13 protein-coding genes are annotated in these 18284 nt (G+C 30.2%); 8 read left to right on the forward strand and 5 right to left on the reverse strand.

Going from position 1 to position 18284, the window contains the following annotated elements:
- The first annotated feature begins 592 nt into the window (after positions 1 to 592).
- Positions 593 to 1117, forward strand: coding sequence for an FmdE family protein (locus ACZ5N4_RS08830; protein ID WP_464209089.1), 525 nt, complete (start codon positions 593 to 595; stop codon positions 1115 to 1117).
- 369 nt (positions 1118 to 1486) lie between these two features.
- On the opposite strand, the gene folE is transcribed toward ACZ5N4_RS08830, so the two are convergent.
- From folE to ACZ5N4_RS08850, 4 genes are all read right to left on the reverse strand, one after another.
- Positions 1487 to 2083: a GTP cyclohydrolase I FolE gene (gene folE / locus ACZ5N4_RS08835; protein WP_464209091.1), complete on the reverse strand. Its 597-nt coding sequence runs from the start codon at positions 2081 to 2083 to the stop codon at positions 1487 to 1489.
- Between the two features lie 4 nt (positions 2084 to 2087).
- Positions 2088 to 2753, reverse strand: coding sequence for a putative 7-carboxy-7-deazaguanine synthase QueE (gene queE, locus ACZ5N4_RS08840; protein WP_464209093.1), 666 nt, complete (start codon positions 2751 to 2753; stop codon positions 2088 to 2090).
- Complete coding sequence (gene queD / locus ACZ5N4_RS08845) at positions 2743 to 3186, reverse strand: 6-carboxytetrahydropterin synthase QueD (RefSeq protein WP_464209095.1); 444 nt, start codon at positions 3184 to 3186, stop codon at positions 2743 to 2745. The genes queE and queD overlap by 11 nt, the downstream gene beginning before the upstream one ends.
- 281 nt (positions 3187 to 3467) lie before the next feature.
- Complete coding sequence (locus ACZ5N4_RS08850; RefSeq protein ID WP_464209096.1) at positions 3468 to 4127, reverse strand: phosphatase PAP2 family protein; 660 nt, start codon at positions 4125 to 4127, stop codon at positions 3468 to 3470.
- Between the two features lie 173 nt (positions 4128 to 4300).
- On the opposite strand from ACZ5N4_RS08850, the gene ACZ5N4_RS08855 reads away from it, so the two are divergent.
- The 6 genes from ACZ5N4_RS08855 (at position 4301) to ACZ5N4_RS08880 (ending at position 14654) form a co-directional block, all read left to right on the forward strand.
- Positions 4301 to 4489, forward strand: a complete 189-nt coding sequence (locus ACZ5N4_RS08855) for a hypothetical protein (protein WP_464209098.1) — start codon at positions 4301 to 4303, stop codon at positions 4487 to 4489.
- A 264-nt stretch (positions 4490 to 4753) separates the two neighbouring features.
- Positions 4754 to 5404, forward strand: coding sequence for a PspA/IM30 family protein (locus ACZ5N4_RS08860; RefSeq protein WP_464209100.1), 651 nt, complete (start codon positions 4754 to 4756; stop codon positions 5402 to 5404).
- Positions 5405 to 5605: 201 nt separating this feature from the next.
- Positions 5606 to 6043, forward strand: a complete 438-nt coding sequence (locus ACZ5N4_RS08865; RefSeq protein WP_464209102.1) for a hypothetical protein — start codon at positions 5606 to 5608, stop codon at positions 6041 to 6043.
- A 215-nt stretch (positions 6044 to 6258) separates the two neighbouring features.
- A complete protein-coding gene (locus ACZ5N4_RS08870; RefSeq protein WP_464209104.1) occupies positions 6259 to 9630 on the forward strand; it encodes an ATP-binding protein in 3372 nt (1123 codons plus the stop codon).
- A 325-nt stretch (positions 9631 to 9955) separates the two neighbouring features.
- Positions 9956 to 13333 (forward strand): insulinase family protein, encoded by a 3378-nt coding sequence (locus tag ACZ5N4_RS08875; RefSeq protein ID WP_464209106.1) that lies wholly within the window; start codon positions 9956 to 9958, stop codon positions 13331 to 13333.
- A gap of 115 nt (positions 13334 to 13448) precedes the next feature.
- Complete coding sequence (locus tag ACZ5N4_RS08880; protein ID WP_464209108.1) at positions 13449 to 14654, forward strand: MFS transporter; 1206 nt, start codon at positions 13449 to 13451, stop codon at positions 14652 to 14654.
- Between the two features lie 49 nt (positions 14655 to 14703).
- Here the strand turns inward: ACZ5N4_RS08880 and ACZ5N4_RS08885 are convergent, their stop codons facing one another.
- Positions 14704 to 16785 (reverse strand): M1 family metallopeptidase, encoded by a 2082-nt coding sequence (locus tag ACZ5N4_RS08885; RefSeq protein ID WP_464209110.1) that lies wholly within the window; start codon positions 16783 to 16785, stop codon positions 14704 to 14706.
- Positions 16786 to 17001: 216 nt separating this feature from the next.
- Between ACZ5N4_RS08885 and ACZ5N4_RS08890 the strand changes: the two genes are divergently transcribed.
- Positions 17002 to 18276 (forward strand): coproporphyrinogen-III oxidase family protein, encoded by a 1275-nt coding sequence (locus tag ACZ5N4_RS08890; protein ID WP_464209112.1) that lies wholly within the window; start codon positions 17002 to 17004, stop codon positions 18274 to 18276.
- Positions 18277 to 18284: the final 8 nt, after the last annotated feature.

The following is an 18284-nucleotide window of genomic DNA, read 5'->3' on the forward strand; positions in this document are numbered from 1 at the left end:
AAGTTTGGATAATTTATGGTTTACTCTTTATACTAGTACTATTTATCATTACTATGGTTAGAGCGTATAGAGAATCAGTTAATTTTAAATGCTGTTTAGTGTATATAGTAATTAACGTACTGTCTATTATTTTTACAGTTAAACTAAATACTGAAATGGTATTATCATATTATGTTTTAGTTATATCTCTTTCGTTTTTGCTGTGTATACAGCTTATAAAACTTAATTTTCTTAAGATAAAAAAGTAGGCAGAATTGAAGTGCCCCCAAATGTTAGATACATCTAATATTTGGAGGTGCATTTTTTTGTCCATGCTTGAATAATATAAATCGAAAATTCTATAATTTATAAATTATTTTAGTTATAATATTTAGTAGGTAATGTAATAAAGTGAAACTTACTTCAGGTGAAGTTTTAGACGTCATCTGAAGTTTAGTTGAACGAATCCAGGGACTTAGCCGCTCTTTATTCCCACCTTGAAGAAAAGTAGAGAACAAAAATCTACGATTTTGTGTGAATCACTTTCACAGAGTGTGATGGGAGTATTAGAGCGGGTAGTCATCGGATAAAGTGAATTCAAGGGGGTATAAAAATGAATAATAAATTATGGGAAAAGTGTATAGAGTTTCACGGACATGAATGTCCTGGACTAGCTATAGGCTATAAGGTGAGCGAAGCAGCAAAGGAAAAGATGGGATTGAGCTTTTCAAAGGATGAAGAAATAGTATGTGTAGTTGAGAACGATGCTTGCTGTGTAGATGCTGTGCAGGTTTTAACAGGCTGCTCTATAGGAAAAGGAAACTTGATACATAAAGATTCAGGGAAAATGGCCTTTACATTTTTCAATAGAAAAAATGGCGATGGGGTTAGGATTGTGCTTAAATCCCGAAAGAAAGGTGAGGATAGGCAAAAGGAAATGGAACGCATATTGAATGCTTCTTGTGATGAACTATTTCAATTTAAAAAGCCTAATTTTCAACTTCCAGAAAAAGCACGAATATTTACTAGTGTAGTTTGTGAAGAATGCGGAGAATCTGCTGCAGAACATAAAATAAGACTTATGAATGGGAAAAAGGTTTGTATTGATTGCTTTACAGACTATACAAGACGTATTTAATAAGTTCAAGATATCTATATAGATATCCAACTTTAGTGCTTGACTTATTAGCGGTATTCATAGGGGTACCTATGTTAAGCCAATCATCAAAGTTATTTATCTATAGGGTTTGAAGCTAGAAAATTGACTTACACAAAGGGATGTGTTTCCAAAGCTGAAGGTAGATTTAAAAACTTTGTGTCAGTCTTAGTGAAGAGTTTTAAGAGAACCTTAGAACTTTAGAGTTGTTTGAGCACAGCGAGTTCTCGAAAGTTCTTAGGTTATCTTGAAACACAAGCTTTAGACTGACTAAAAGTTTTTAACGGACTGAAGCTTGGAAACATAGCCCGGGGTGTAAGTCAATTTTCGGTTTTTTACATCTATAAATATTTACTTACTATAAAGCATCATCAGCTTGCTATTCAGCATTGGATCAGTATTAAATCTTCCTCTTAGCGTAACGGATACTGTTTTAGTACCAGGCTTTTTTACACCTCTGGTAGTCATACATCCGTGTTCGCCCTCTATAATAACAGCTACATCACTTGAATCAGTTATTTTTTGAATAATTTCAGCTATGTCTGTACCTATTCTTTCTTGTAATTGAAGTCTTCGTCCTACCATTTCAGCTATTCTAGCGATTTTACTTAATCCAATCACTTTTTTATTAGGTATATATGCTACTGCGACCTTCATGTTATACATTAATGCTAGGTGATGCTCACAATGGCTGAATATTTCTATATCTTTCATTATAACTATGTCATTAGTATCGGAGCCTTCTTTTAAAGATAAATCATCTTCAAAGGTTTTGTTAAACATTTCCGCAATTTCATCATTGGTATAGAGCATTCCTTCAAATATTTCTTCATACATTTTAGCTACACGTTTAGGAGTATCCTTAAGACCTTCTCTGTTAGGATCTGCGCCTAATGCTATAAAAATACCTCTAATATGCTCCTCAATTGCATTTGTATCGATTGGCATTACATTACACACCTCTCTTGTCTGGGGCCCATATAATTTTATGAAGCTGCATTTGCAAGTTTACCCCATTCATTTTATTGTCTTTCATAAATTCTACAATTTCGCTCATATCAATTTTTCCGTATACTGGACTAATATATACATTAGTTTTATCTACAAGTTTATATTTATCTATTATATTTTTGACTCTTTGTAAATCTTCAATACTGCCGGATACAAATTTAACTGTATCCTTGGAAGTTAAGTATTTGAAGTTATCTAATATCATTTTATCTTCCATTCCACTTGAAGGAAGCTTATAATCCATAGTAAAGGTTGGTGGATTTTCTATATAAAAAAACCTACTTAATAACATACTACCATTAGTCTCTATTTCAATATTAAGTGTCTCATCACTGCAGAGTTTCTTTAATAATTCTATTATGTCTTTTTGAAGAAGAGGCTCACCTCCAGTTAGAGTTATGTTTCTGATCTCAGTAGATTTTATATACTCATATATGGCATCGCCAGTCATTAAGTCATAAGTTACGTCATCTTTATTGGCCCATTCTGTATCGCAGTAGCTGCATTTTAAGTTACAGCCTGCAAATCTTATAAATACTGCTAGCTGGCCGGACAAAGAACCCTCGCCATTTACACTAATAAATTTTTCAACTACTTTAAAACTCATTGGATTTCATCTCGCTTTCTTCATATATGGCACTATTACTAGGAGTTTCGTAAACAATAGATCTTTTTACATTATAGCCCTTATTTTTTATTGCTTTGAAGAAAAAAACTGCGAAATTCTCTGCTGTAGGTCTAAAGTTAACTGTTATTACTTTAAATCCATCTTGAAGTATACAGTTCAATGTTTCTTGTCGCATAGTTCCTTCTTGTATAATTAATGCATGATCATAGTAATCTATCATATCTTTAACATCTTTTTTCAGATCACCAAAATCCACTACCATACCGTCAAGTTGACCACCTTTTGCTAATGTTTCAGATTGTATCTCAATTTCCACCCGCCATCTATGTCCATGAATATTCCCACACTTACCTACATATTGAGCAAGAAAATGAGCACTATCAAAACTGTGTTCTGTTTTTAAAATATACATGTAAATTCCTCCTAAAATAAAAAAGGGCAGAAACTGCCCTTAAACAAAAAACTACCTAAGCCGGTAGTTACGTCCTAGTTTTGTTTATAGACAGGATGGTTACGAACTGTCTTTTGTATGCTTTTGTACTCATATATTTTAATATATGTTAAGAAGTAAGTCAAATCAATGTTTCTGGAAATTGGAACCAGGTCTACAGAGGAATTATTTAAGTTTTATATTTGCATAAACTATCTTCTTTGGAATTTAATAAATATAGAATAATACTAGAATTTTCTGTTTTAGTTTTCTATGTTATCTATCTTCGGTGAAGATGCAAATAATTTTGGTGTTTGATAAATAAATATATAAATTATTGTAGCAAGAATAACCCCTCCAACAACATCTATAATTGAATGTTGTTTTATAAACACTGTGGAAGCGCATATTGATAGTGCCGCCACAAATGATAAGCTTTTAAGTAATGTTTTATCCTTTAATTCATAACAATTAATTAGTGAAATATGAACTCCAATGGCATTGCAAACATGAATGCTTGGAAATACATTATTTGTGCCATCATGATCATAAATAAAATTAACTAGCCAAGAAAAAACATCATTACCTGGTACACTTGGTCTGGGAAATTGAGCGTTTGGATATAGTATAAATATTATAAAGGAAATAGTCATGCCTAACGAAAGAAAAAGCTCCATTCTGTAAAAGTCTCTTTTTGATACAAACCCAAGATATAGAAACCCAATAGCCATATATGCAAACCAAAAATAATAGGCTACAACAAACTCTTTCAGAAAAGGTATTTGAGAATCAAGATAAAAATACATAATATGCTCAGGAATTATAGTTTTCTTTAGATAAGCAAACCATAAGGTTAAAAATAGGAATATAGTTAAGGACAAAAAGTGTTTATATTTTTTATAAGTATTTTTTATTAATAGCATTATTTTCTCCGTTTCTACCATAAACATTTTTTAAACTATTTTTAATGTACCACGATTATTATATACCTTTTAAGTTTTTATTATAATTTTTGACAGAAAGATTGTATGGTATTCACCAACATGAATACCATAAGTTTATTTTGGATAGCTTAACATTAAAAGAGGTGAAAGCTATGAGTGAAAAAATAAGAGACTTAGATAATTTCGAAAATGCTTTTCAAAATGCTGTTGCACAAGCAGCTAATATAGGAGTGTTCAATTTTGCAACAACAACAGTAACGGATTTTACTCAGATTAATACAAATGGAGTAGAATTAAATAATAATCTTGCTGAGAAAAGAGAATCAATAGAAAATAAATAAGAGTAAATATAAAGTATAAAAGGCAGTGATGCCTTTTTTTATTTGCATAATTTAAGATATCTATACCTTGGAAAATTGAGCAAAATATTAGATATATTTAGATATATAGAGATTAAGCTTAGTAATACTAGATAAATAGTCGAAAACAAGTGGAAATAAGTTTAAATTAATATTGTTAAATAGTATATATAACTATATAATAGGATTATAGTTTTTGAACAAGAAATTAAAAAGTTAAAAAATAATCTTTAGGAGGATGTTTTTATGGGAATGATTAAAAGAATATCAAATATTTTTAGGGCAAAGGTTAACAACGCTTTAGATGAGGTAGAGAATCCAATAGAGCTTTTAGATCAAAAAGTAAGAGATATGGAAGAAAGCTTAAATCAAGCAAAACTTTCATCTGCACAAATCTTAGGTAATGTTCGTGAGAATGAAAAGAAAATGAATAATGCTAAAAGAGAATCTGAAGAATATGATGAAAAAGTAAAGCTTGCAATGAGCAAAGGTAATGAAGAGTTAGCTAAAAAAGCCTTAGCTAAAAAACTTGAGGCTGATAAGAGCTATGATTCATTAAAAACAAGTTATGAGGACGCAGTAAAAAAAGGAGAGGCTATTAAGAAAAAATTAAGAGATTTAGAAGAGGAAATTGGCAAAACAAGAACTTATAGAGATGAAGCTGCTGCAAGATATAACAATGCTGAGGCAAGTAAAAAGGTTAATGAAATTTTAGCTAATGTAGATGATGGAAATAATAAGATAAACTTAGATGATATAGAAAGAAAAATCCAGAAGAAAGAAGCTTTTGCAGAGGGATTACAGGATCTAAGACAGGAAGATTCTTTAGATAAAGAATTTGCAAAGCTGGAAGAAGTTGACTTAGATTCAGAATTACAAAAATATAAGCAAAGCTAAAGGATATAATATTAACAAATAGCTTATTATGGTGTAATATTATGTTGATGGATAATTTTACACCTTACTATTCTTTAAATCCATTAATAGCAAGATAAGTTTTAAATCTTATTTGGTCCAAGTTTCAATTAATTGGTAAAGGGTATATTTTGAGAGGTTATGGTCAGTGTTCGTTAATATTGTATAAGGGGGAATGTAGAGATGTTTTTAAGTGAATTTAATAAAAAAGAAGCCATTGCATTTGTTAATTTGGTTGAAGTTTTGGCTAATATAGACCAAGTATTTGCTGAAAATGAAAAAGAATTATTAGAAGAATATGTCGAAGAACTTTCTTTGTCTAAAGAGGATATAAAAAAGCTAGATTTTGAATCAGCTATTAAGGAATTAGAGGGATCTACAGATAGAATTAAAAATATAATATACTTTGAATTAGTTGGGCTAGCTTTATCAGATGGAGCATATGATGAAAAAGAGATACAGTTTTTAATGGGACTTGCAGCAAGATTTAATATAAGTATAGAGAAGCAGCAGGAATTTATAAACTACTTTAAAATGGTTAAAGAAGTATATGACTCTACTTTTCTTAACTATGAAAGTAAATTAGAGTATCTAAAAAAGGTAGCTTTAGATATAATATAATATATATGTAAAGATAAAACAGTTTGCTTATATGCAAACTGTTTTACTTTTTTACACAATAATAAAAAAGACTATGTCAATATTGCTATTGGAATAGTCTTTTGTCAATTTTTTTGCTCAAAAATGAAGAAGAATGTTATAATTGGTAGAATAATGGCTAAAATTTTGGTAAAATATCTTTAGAAGTTATAATAATAAATTATAAGGAGATTTTTATGCGGAAGTTAAAGCCTGCTATTGTTAGGGCAGTTCTAATATGTACAGCACTATCTATATGTTTAATATTGCTTTTAATGTTTATTAATAAAAACACTGAAACTTTCAAAGCGCAGCCAATAGCTAAGGATGGTGTTTTAGATTTAAAAAATTGGAATTTTAAAAATCAAGGTATTGTTAAATTAGACGGACAATGGCAAATTTATTATAATCAACTTTTAACTCCAGAGGATTTCAAAAAGAAAAGTGATTTGAAGAAAACAGGAGTAATTAATATTCCAGGAAATTTTTCTACGTATGAATATCCAGAAAAACAGCTAGATGGCAAAGGATATGCTACTTACCGTTTAAAAGTCCTTACTAATAATGCAGAGAACTTGTATGCTATAAAAACAGAGTTTATTCAAACAGCGCATAAAATATGGATTAACGGTAAGCTTGTAGCGGAATCTGGAGTTGTGGGAACATCTAAAGCAGAGATGATCCCAAAGGTTGCTACAAGTACAGGAGCTCTTTATAACAATACTGGAGAACTTGATATAGTTCTTCAAACAAGTAATTTTTATTATGGCACAGGACAAATTGACAGCATTTTATTGGGAACGGAATCACAAATTAGCAGATATAATGCTAAAAAATTAGGATTCGATTTATTCCTTTTTGGCAGCACTATAGTAGCTGTTATATATCATTTTGCCATGTTTCTAAGAAGAAAAAAGAACAAGGCTCCTTTGTATTTTGCTATAGTATGTGCCTTAGTAGGACTAAGAACTATTTTAGTTGGAGAAAGATTAATCTACAGTATATTTCCTAATATGAACTATGTTTTAAATACAAAACTTCTTCTGTGGACATTTTTTCTTTATATACCTATGCTTGTACTTTTTATAGATAGCTTTTACCCCAAAATCATATCTAAATCAATAGTTAAATTTTCGAAGACTGTAGGAATAGCTTACTTTCTTATAATATTGCTTTTACCTGTTGTAAATTATAACAATTTATTATTTCCTTTTGAAATAGTAGCACTCTTTCTATTATTATACATTTTGGGTAACTTATCTTATAGATATTTTACACAAGGTGAAGGGTATCCAATGGTCATAGTTGCTGTATTTATCTTGTTTATAACAAGACTTAATGATATTTTATATGAATATTCAATAATTCAGACTGATTCCTATGCTCCACTAGGTATGCTTATTTTTATTTTGGCTCAATCCTATGTGTTAGCAGATAGATTTTCAACGGCATTTTCTAGTGTTGAAGAAATGACAGAAAAACTAAAATCTGTGGATAGACTTAAGGATGATTTTTTAGCTAATACGTCCCATGAATTGAAGACGCCGTTAAATGGCATTATTGGATTATCTCAAAGTTTGTCTTTAGAATTACCAGAGTCTCTAAGTAAGAGAAATAAAGAAACTTTAAATCTAATAGAGGCTAGCGCTAAGCGATTGTCTAATTTAGTAAATGATATTTTGGATTTCTCAAAGCTTAAAAATAATGATATAAACCTTGAAATGAAAGCTGTGGATATTAGACAGCTTACTAATGTTATCATAAAGTTTTGTGAACCTTTTATTGGTAATAAGGATTTAAAAATTATTAATAACATAGATTATAATACTCCTCCTATTTATGGTGACGAGAACAGAATTGAACAAATTCTGTATAATCTAATAGGAAATGCAGTAAAGTTTACTGAGGCTGGTGAGATAGTAGTATCAACGGAGGAAAGTGGAGATTACATGGAAATTACTGTATCCGATACAGGTATAGGAATACCATCGGAACAGATTAATAAAATTTTTGATCCCTATGAACAATGTGAAGGAATAAATAGAAGATATAGAGGAACAGGTTTAGGTCTGCATATAGCAAGAAAGCTAGTGAGGCTTCACGGCGGAGAAATAAGGGTTAAATCTGTGGTAAGCCAAGGCTCAAAATTTATTTTTACATTACCAAAACATAATTCCTGCAGCCATGAGATAGATAGATTACAAAGAGATACAGACAAAGAAGAGTTAAATGAAATGTTGGACTACAAAGAAAATGCTGAATGTAGTAAAGAAGTACCTAAGAACGGTAAAAGAATATTAATTGTAGATGATGAACCAATAAACATAAGGGTTTTAAAACATTTTTTAGAGCAACGAGAATATACGGTTGTTACAGCTGCTAACGGCAGAGAGGCAATAGAAAAGGTGGCTAATGACAAAGAGTTAGATCTTGTCATACTAGATATAATGCTTCCTGATATGCTTGGGTTTGAAGTATGTACTCTATTAAGAGAAAAATACTCTCTACTTGACCTGCCAGTTTTAATAATGACAGCTGATAATCGTGCTGAAAGTTTGGTTGTTTCCTTTGAATGTGGTGCCAATGATTATTTAAAAAAGCCTTTTGAACGTTCTGAGCTTTTAACTAGGGTAAAAACTCTTATAGATTTAAAGCACTCAGTTAAAGAAGCTATAAAACTGCAGTTCCAAGTTGAAAATACTACAAAACAGGTAGAAGAGCTAAGTGAAAACTTTGAAGAAAACAAAAGAATGCTTACAGAAGTATTAGAGTATGATAAACTTAAAACTGAGTTTTTTGCCAATGTTTCTCATGAACTCCGGACTCCATTAAATGTAATATGGAGTACAACTCAGCTACTTCAATCAATAAAGTTAACTAGCTATGGGGAAGGATACGACATAGATAGATATTTAAAGATCATGAATCAAAATACATTGAGGCTTTTAAGATTAATAAATAATTTAATAGATACCACTAAAATAGATGGAGGATACCTAGCACTTAATTTGGCTAATGACAATATAGTATATGCTGTAGAAGAGATAGTTTTATCAGCTGCTAGCTACACTGAATCTCAAGATATAAATTTAATTTTTGATACAGAAGTAGAAGAAAAATATATGGCCTTTGATTCGGATAAAATCGAAAGAATAGTATTAAATATACTATCAAATGCAATTAAGTTTACTGAGAGAGGCGGCAGTATATTTGTTAATATTTATGATTTAGGAGATAGAATTAAATTATCTGTTAAGGATACTGGGATAGGAATTCCTGAAGATAAATTAGAAAGTGTTTTTGGAAGATTTGCTCAGGTAAATAGGCCTATTTCGAGAAGAGGTGAAGGAAGTGGAATTGGTCTGGCACTGGTAAAATCACTTGTAGAACTCCACGGCGGGAAGGTATATGTTAAAAGTAAGGTTGGAGAAGGTAGTGAGTTTATAATTGAATTACCAGTGACTCTTGTAGAAGAGAAGAATGATTCAGAAATTGAATCATCTTATAAAGATATGAATTCCAAATATATTGAGAGTGTTCAAATTGAGTTTTCGGACATATATGAATAATTAAAAGGTGCGGATGTATTGCCGCACCTTTTAATTATTTATTTTTGTTAAGGCATAATCAAATAAATAATAGACTAGTATTCTCGAATATTTGGTTTCTTATTTCTTTTCATATGCCTAAAATATTTTTGAATTAATAATTAGTTTTTTTCAAATAATAATATAAATTACGGTAGACATATAAAAACATAATAAACAAGAACTAATTTTTTGTACATCATTTAAAGGGATTTGACTGGATAGTATAGAATATATTATGATATTGTAAGTTATATTTCCATATGAGATTATATATGGAAAAATTGTTTGAAAGAGAGAGATTATAATGCATAAGAAAACAAAAGTCTTAATAGCAATTACATTATCAACAATGCTTGCATCACAAGCTTTGATAATGCAGATATCAGGTAGTGTTAAAGCAGCTGGGGTTAGTGTACAAGCATCCTATGCAGCAACAGAAAGCAATTCATTAGGTGGATTTAAATTAGAGTCAAAGAAATGGATAGAAGATTTAAAGTGTAATTCATATACATATGTTCACTCAAAAAGTGGAGCGCATCTTATATATTTAGAGAGTAATAGTGATGATAAAATGATGTGTGTAAACTTTAGAACTCCAACTAAAGATAATACTGGAGTGAACCATGTAATAGAACACTCTGTACTTTGTGGGTCAAAAAATTATCCTGTTAAAGACCTTTTTAATCAAATGGGTAAGCAATCAATGAGCACATTCTTGAATGCTATGACCTCAAATGACAGTACTCTTTATCCTGTATCAAGTAAAAATGATAAGGATTTTCAAAATTTAATGAGTGTATATTTAGATGCAGTCTTTTATCCTAACGTATTAAAGGATAAAAGAATTTTTCAGCAGGAAGGCATAAGATATGAGTTAGACTCTAAAGATGGTGAATTAAAATATAATGGCATAGTATACAATGAAATGAAAGGGAACTATTCAATGCCAGATAGAATACTAAATAAAAGTATAGAACAATCACTTTTCCCTGATACCTCATATAAATTCGAATCCGGTGGATTGCCAGAGGATATGCCAACTTTAACTTATGAGGAGCTTGTAAAGACCTATAATGATAATTATAACCCAGCTAATAGTTACTTCTATTTGTATGGAAAGATGGATATTGAAAAAACTCTAAAATTCATTGGAGAAAAATATTTAAATAATTTTGATAAAAAAGAAGTTAAAACAGAGCTTCAACTTCAAGAGCCCTTTACACAGAGAGTAGAAAAAACAGTGGAATATTCAATACCTAATGGATCACCTACTGACAATAAAACATATTTAAGTTTAAATTATGTAATTGATAAATCTACTAATAAAGAGTTAGTAGAAACCTTCGCATTTATTCAGACATTGCTTGGTGGTATACCATCATCGCCTATTAAAAAAGCATTAAAGGATAACGGCTTTGGAGAAGATGTAAGTGTTAAATTTGATAATTCAAATATTCAGCCAGTACTAAGCATAGTAGCAGAAAATGTTAATGAAAATCAAAAGGAAAAATTTAAAAAGGTTGTTGATGATACATTACAAAACGTAGTTGAAAAAGGGTTTAATGATGAGTTATTAAATTCAATTTCTAAGGTATATGATTTATCACATCGAATGTTAAAAGGAGATTTTGCTCTATCATATAATATGCTAATTATGAGAAGTTGGCTTTATGGTGGAGATCCTACAGCTTATTTAAATATGAATTCTGATATGGCAGATATTAAAAATAAATTTAAAACAGGATATATGGAAGGCTTAGTAAAAAAATACCTTGTTGATAATAAACATAGTTCACTAGTAGTCCTAAAGCCAGTTCCAGGCCTTGAGGAGAAGAAAGAAAGTGAGCTTAAAGCTAAATTAGCTAATTATAAAGCTTCTCTTTCAAAAGATAAGATAGATGAATTAGTTAAAAATACGGAGGAACTTAAAAAATGGCAGGCGGCTCCATCTACACAAGAGGAAATAAATACTTTGCCTACTCTTACTCGTGAAGATATAAATAGAAATGTTAAAGAATATAAAACTATCGAAAAGAATGAAAATGGTGTCAAGATACTTCAACACCCTATAAATACGAATGGTGTGGATTATGTAGGCTTATACTTTGATACTACGAAGGTTTCCCAAGACAAATTAGGTTATGTTTATTTATTAAGTCAAATTCTTGGAAATATAGATACAAAAAACTATTCTAAAGAAGAATTAGCAGAGCAGACGTTGATTAATTCTGGTGGGATTGGTTTTTCAACTAATTGTTTAGTTAAATATGGAGACAATGATTCTTATTCTCCTAAAATGTGTGTTAACTTAATAGGATTAAACGAAAACCTACCTAAAGGATTTGAGCTTTTACAAGAAATTATATTTAACAGTAATTTAAATGATAAAGCTCGTATAAAAGAAATAATAAATAATATAAAAATGCAAAAAGAGCAGGGTATGGCATATAACGGATATGGTATGGCGGCAGAAAGAGTTGCATCCTATATGTCTGAATCAGGAAAATATAAAGCTTACGAAAATGAAGGCTTCTACTCTTTCTTATGCGATTTAGATAAGAATTTTGATAGTAAAGGTGATGAAATTGTTAAGAACCTGCAGCAGGTCAGAGATGCTATATTTAATAAACAAGATATGATTGCAAGTATTACAGGAAATGATGAAAACTATAAAAGCTTTACTGATAGCTTGAATAAATTAACGAGTTCACTAAAGAGTGATAAGTTAACAAGTTACAAATACACCTTTGATAGCTCAAAAATAAATGAAGGTCTAATCATACCTTCAAAGGTTCAGTATGTAGTTAAAGGCGGAGATCTTAAAAAAGCAGGATATACACAAAATGGGAAGCTGATAGTATTACAAAACATACTACAAAGTGATTATTTATGGAATAATATAAGAGTAAAGGGTGGAGCTTACGGCGCTAATATAGGAATAGAGAATGGCAGTGTTATATTATCCTCCTACAGAGACCCTAATTTAAAAGAGACTATTGATACTTTCGATAAAATTCCTGAATATCTAAGAAATTTTAAAGCGGATGAGAAACAAATGAACAATTATATAATTGGTGCAGCAGGAAAAGTTGATAATTCTACTGGTATTTTAAGTTCATTAATAGGACCTGCAGCAGATGGTATGATTGCAGATGGATTGTACTTAACAGGAGTTAAACAATCTGATATGCAAAAGGAAAGAGAAGAACTTGTATCAACCACTGCAGAAGATATAAGGAACTTTGCTCCTGTTATGGACGCTGTGTTAAAGCAGAATTACCTTTGTGTGGTAGGTGGAGAAACTCAAATAGAACAAAATAAAAAGAATTTTATGGTAATAAAAAATGTATTAATCTCAAAGGAAGAGAAGGGTAAATTTATAGAATTGCAGAAAAAGGATAAAGTGGCTGATAACAAATCATGGACAGTCAAATTCTCTGATGATTTAGATCCTTTGACAGTAAATACAGCTAATATATATGTTTTAGATGAGGAAAATCATCAATTTAAAATAAAAGTTAGCTATGATAAGAACACCAAGGCTATAAAAGTAGAACCAGATACATCCTATGGAAAAGGGAAAAAGTACACATTATTTATAAAAGATATTAAATCTGTAGAAAAAGATGGAAAGGCATCTAATCTTATAGCACCTGTAAAAATGGACTTTTCAATTAATTAAAATAAAAAGGAGAGATGTCAAATTACTTTTGATATATCTCCTTTTTATTTGCTAATATAATAGCACATTATGCACATAATAAAAGGGTATTAACGAAGTTAAAGGAGAGAGCCTTATGTGCAAAAATGCTAAAGTTCTATTAGTTGTAAGTATGCTGTTCTCATTTGCTACAGGACTATCAGGTATTTTTATAAATGTTTTCTTCTGGAGACAAACCAATGATTTTGTTGTAATAGTAATTTATAACTTAATTCATTACATAGTTACACCGATAACTTTCCTTTTGGCTGGAATAATTGCTAAAAAGAAAAATGGAATATTACCCTTAAGACTAGGGTTACTAACCTATGCCTTGTTTTATGGGTTGATATTATTTGTAGGAAACAAAGGGGTACCATACATATATGCTCTTGGGATTGTGTTCGGAGTGGCCGTAGGCTTTTACTGGTTAGCCTTTAACACTTTAAGCTTTGATCTCACCGATGTTAACAATAGGGATACCTTTAATGGATTTAACGGAAGCTTTTGTGGAATTTCTGCAGCAATAGCTCCGATAACTTCCGCGTATATAATTAACAGGTTTACTGGTATAAGAGGATATAATATAGTTTTTACTGCTACTCTTACTATATTTTTACTGCTTATTTTAATTAGTATGATTTTGAAGTGTAATAATTATTCTAGTAAGATTAATTATAAAAAAATATTTTCAAGTAATTGTGATGAGTGGAAAGTTATTCAGAAGGCTACAGTTTTCTGGGGAATTAGAGATGTTATAATCGTTTTTTTAGTAAATATATTAATCATTGAGACTACTAAAAGCGAACTTTCTCTCGGGAAATTTACATTAACTGCTTCTTTGATATCTTCTGCATCTTATATATTGGTACAAAAAATAATTAAGCCAACTCGTAGAAAAACTTCTATACTCATTGGAACAATAGGTTCTTTTGCAGCTGTTTTAGGATTAGCTATAAATATAGAATATAAAACATTGTTAATCTATACTGTAGCGGATGCATTTTTTCTTCCATTTTTTATTATACAATTATCTTCATCTACCTTTAATGTCATAAATGAAGCTCATGAAGAAGATATGAGAATAGAATATATGATTAATAAAGATATAGCACTTAATCTAGGGAGAGTTATAAGTGGGGTTATATTAATATTTCTGCTAATTATATTTAAAAATACTTCAATACTAAGATTTTACTTAATATTTATTGCTCTATCTCCGATTGTATCAGGTTATTTTCTTAGAAAGCTAAAGAGAGTATTAGAAGGTACATATATACCAGAACCTAAAATTAAAAGCTAATCTGTAGAAAAAAATGCGGCTAAGTTTGCCGCATTTTTAACCTTAAGAACTAAAAATCCCCGTTCATAAATTGCTTATTATCTATGGAAATTCTAAATTGTGAATTCATCTCAGGATCAAAGAAAAAGTTTGCAGAACCATCTTTTGTCCAGAAAAGTATTCCCATAACCTTTTTTTCATCCTTAGGGTTTTTTGTTACTAAAAATCCACTTATATTTTCGTTAGTTATAGTAAAACCGCTAGAAGATATTCCTGTTTTATTTATAGAAATAGGAAGAGATTTAGATATAGAATTAAATAACTCATTGTTCTGTGGATTACCTAAGAGCATAACATTATTATCAATAAGGTCCTTTTCGATAATGTCTTTGTCTTTTTTAATTAATACTTTTCCATATAAGTCTCTAAAATAATTTTTTAAATTATCTTCAATTAATGATTCTTCTGTTTTACTAAGGGACGAAGGAGTGACAATTATAACTTTTTCTCCTTGTGCAGCTCTAAGAAATAAACTTCCTAATACAAAGCCTTTGCTATCCTCTGAAGCCTTTATTGAACTCTTTAATCTCTCGATAGACATTTTTTCAAAATCTTCATTAGTCACTTTTAAATTTTCTGGATTGTATTTATCTGAATATATGGCATTTCTTATAGCTTCTTTAACAGCGCTTCCACAATTTTGTTCTATTATAGATAAGAGTCCATCAATAGATGAATTTTTAAATTTATATTCTTTGAAATAGGATTGCATTACTTCTTTAAACTTTGCGTCTCCAACTCTATTTCTTAAGTCCTCAAATATTAAAGCACCTTTTCCGTATATTGAAATGTTATAGATCATCATGTTGTTGTACTTGTCCACACTTGAGCCAGCAGGTGGAATTTTCATTTCACCATAAGCTTCTTCGCGAGTTGCAAATGGAGCCCTTAGCCTACTTAAGATACTTTCTTCAGAGTAGGGTCCCTCAGTTTTATCAAAAAAGTATGCAGTAGAAAAGGAAGTTAAAGATTCGTCTAAGAATGGTTCTTTAAATTCATTATTGCCTACGGTTACATACCACCATTGATGTCCAACTTCGTGAACAGCAGCTTGCTTTATAAAAGGTGTCATATCATAGAACTTATTCATTGAAGGAGTTTTTATGCTTGAAGGATACTTTGGCATTTGAACTAGTTGTGGATATTCCATAGCTCCACCTTGAAAATACGTTTCAACCATATCTAAATCATCATAAGGATATTTTCCAAATTGCTGGCTGAAAAATTTAACTGCTTCTACAGAAGAGTCCAAAACTTTTTCAGCAGTATTTAGTGTTGAATCACCTTCTTTATCCAAATAATGGCTATTTACTTTTATGCCATCTATTTCTTTAGATACAGATTTAAAATATGGACTCATAATCATTACAAAGTCTCTTACATCTTTTGCCTTTAGATTCATTACTTTAGCATTATCTTCTGAAGATGCTTCTGTTTCCTTTCCTGTGGAGACTACAGTAAAGTTTTTAGGTACTTTAATATTTACACTATATTCTGATATATCACTATAATTTGATTCTCCTATAATATTAAATGAGTTTTCATCCCATTTATTTTCCTTTGAATCATACATTGAAAGTATTGGGTACCAATTTGTAAATGAATATACATCGTTTGAATATCCAAGTCTTAAAACCCCATTAGGCAGTTTTAGATTAAATTGTATAGATATACTTAAATTTTCGCCTTTTTTAAGCTCTTTATCTAAAGATATTTTAAGAAGTTCATTGTCCTGGGTATAGCTTAGCTCTTTTCCGTTTGCGATAACCTTTTCTATTGAGATATCACCTTTTTCTTGTTCTGAAAGAGGCTTGTCCCCCATAGAACTATTGTAAAAAGGCATGGTTTCTCTTTTGTTGTATGAGTCTGCATATAAATGAAATTCCAGTGTTTTCAGGTCAGAACCACTGTTGTTGTTAATGTATACATCTTCTTTTCCGGTTAAGTTCTTTTTCTCTGCATTAAATTCTAGATTCATATCATATTTTGTAGGCAGAGAAGAAGCTTGTACAGTTGTTCCTTTAAATAGACATACCATGGATAACCCTGCTACAAAGGCTGTAACAGCTGTTTTTATGTGACCTTTTTTCATTTTGAACACATCCTTTACGTTAACATCAAATTTACATTTGTATAAATTATATCATTTTATGGTTATTTATGGAATAAAGAAAAGGTTACAAAATAGTTACAAAGTAACTATAAATAGTATTTAAGGTAATAAAAGTCCTATAGTTCTTAAAATTATTATTTACATCACTACACTTGCAGTGTAAAATTACACTATAAGTGTAGTGGGGTGAGTATTATGATTACTGATTTTTTCCGTAGAGTTATATTAGGGAAAAGGGACAAATTCAAATTCGTGAGATATAAGAAGAAAATGATTGATTTTAGTAGTATTGATGATGAATGTGGAATATATATACATGTTCCTTTTTGCAAAAATATATGCCCTTATTGTCCCTATAATAAAGAAATATATGAAAAAGATAAAGCAAGGGAATATTCTAAGGCGCTGCTTAAGGAGCTAACCATTTATAAGAATAGTTTAATGGATAAAAAGATTACATCCGTATATATAGGCGGCGGAAGTCCAGCCCTTTTAAGCCCAGAACTTAAAGAAATCATTGATTTTATAAGAAGTAATTTTAATTTTGTGGGGGATATAGGAATAGAGATATATCCTTCGCAAGTAGAAAAAAATCTTCTTCAAAACCTAAAAGAAATGGGAATTAATATGATTAGTCTAGGTGTGCAAACTTTTAATAATGATAAGTTAAAATTCTTAGGAAGATGTTATAATGACAAGGATGTACAGGAGGCTATAACTCTAGTTAAAAGTTTTGATTTTAAGTGTTTAGATATTGATATCATGACTAATATACCTGGACAAACTATTGATGACATAGTGTATGATCTAAAAACTGCTTACTCATATGATATAGACCAAATTTCCATATATCCTCTTATTGTTTTTCCCATGACTAGCATGGATAAGTTAATAAGAGAAAAAGGATTAAGTAGATTCAGTGAACTAGGAGAAAAAAGAATTCTTCAAATTATTGATGAGATATCCATGGAGCATAATTATAAAAGAAGTTCCATATGGACTTATGGAAAAGATATGGACAACAGATATACATCCGTTACTAGAGAAAGCTTTATTGGAATAGGAGCAGGCGCTAGTTCCCTTTTTAGCAACTATTTTTACCTTAATACTTTTAATGTAAATGAATATATTAATTCACTCAATAAAGATAGTTTGCCTATAAATATTGTAAATATAATGACAGAAAGGGAGAAGATGATATTTTGGCTATTTTGGAGATGCTACGATGGAGTAATAGATGAAAATAGATTTTATGAATTATTTAACAAGGATATGAAAAATGAATTTAGAATACTTTTTACAGCTTTAAAAATTTTGAAGATGATAAAATCAGAAGGAAACAAAGTGATTTTAACGGACCTTGGCAGATTTGCGTACCACTATGTAGAAAAACAGTACTCCATATATTATCTAGACAAGCTATGGCAGAGCTCTATGCAGCAGCCTTGGATAAAAGAACTTAATTTATAAGGAGATAT

The organism is Clostridium nitrophenolicum (assembly GCF_055391695.1).

Coding starts and splice junctions, on each gene's coding strand:
- folE (WP_464209091.1), bottom strand. CDS start 2,083: ATGCCAATCGATACAAATGCAATTGAGGAGCATATTAGAGGTATTTTT.
- ACZ5N4_RS08850 (WP_464209096.1), bottom strand. CDS start 4,127: ATGCTATTAATAAAAAATACTTATAAAAAATATAAACACTTTTTGTCC.
- queD (WP_464209095.1), bottom strand. CDS start 3,186: ATGTATATTTTAAAAACAGAACACAGTTTTGATAGTGCTCATTTTCTT.
- ACZ5N4_RS08865 (WP_464209102.1), top strand. CDS start 5,606: ATGTTTTTAAGTGAATTTAATAAAAAAGAAGCCATTGCATTTGTTAAT.
- ACZ5N4_RS08875 (WP_464209106.1), top strand. CDS start 9,956: ATGCATAAGAAAACAAAAGTCTTAATAGCAATTACATTATCAACAATG.
- ACZ5N4_RS08870 (WP_464209104.1), top strand. CDS start 6,259: ATGCGGAAGTTAAAGCCTGCTATTGTTAGGGCAGTTCTAATATGTACA.
- ACZ5N4_RS08860 (WP_464209100.1), top strand. CDS start 4,754: ATGGGAATGATTAAAAGAATATCAAATATTTTTAGGGCAAAGGTTAAC.
- ACZ5N4_RS08855 (WP_464209098.1), top strand. CDS start 4,301: ATGAGTGAAAAAATAAGAGACTTAGATAATTTCGAAAATGCTTTTCAA.
- queE (WP_464209093.1), bottom strand. CDS start 2,753: ATGAGTTTTAAAGTAGTTGAAAAATTTATTAGTGTAAATGGCGAGGGT.
- ACZ5N4_RS08885 (WP_464209110.1), bottom strand. CDS start 16,785: ATGAAAAAAGGTCACATAAAAACAGCTGTTACAGCCTTTGTAGCAGGG.
- ACZ5N4_RS08880 (WP_464209108.1), top strand. CDS start 13,449: ATGTGCAAAAATGCTAAAGTTCTATTAGTTGTAAGTATGCTGTTCTCA.
- ACZ5N4_RS08890 (WP_464209112.1), top strand. CDS start 17,002: ATGATTACTGATTTTTTCCGTAGAGTTATATTAGGGAAAAGGGACAAA.
- ACZ5N4_RS08830 (WP_464209089.1), top strand. CDS start 593: ATGAATAATAAATTATGGGAAAAGTGTATAGAGTTTCACGGACATGAA.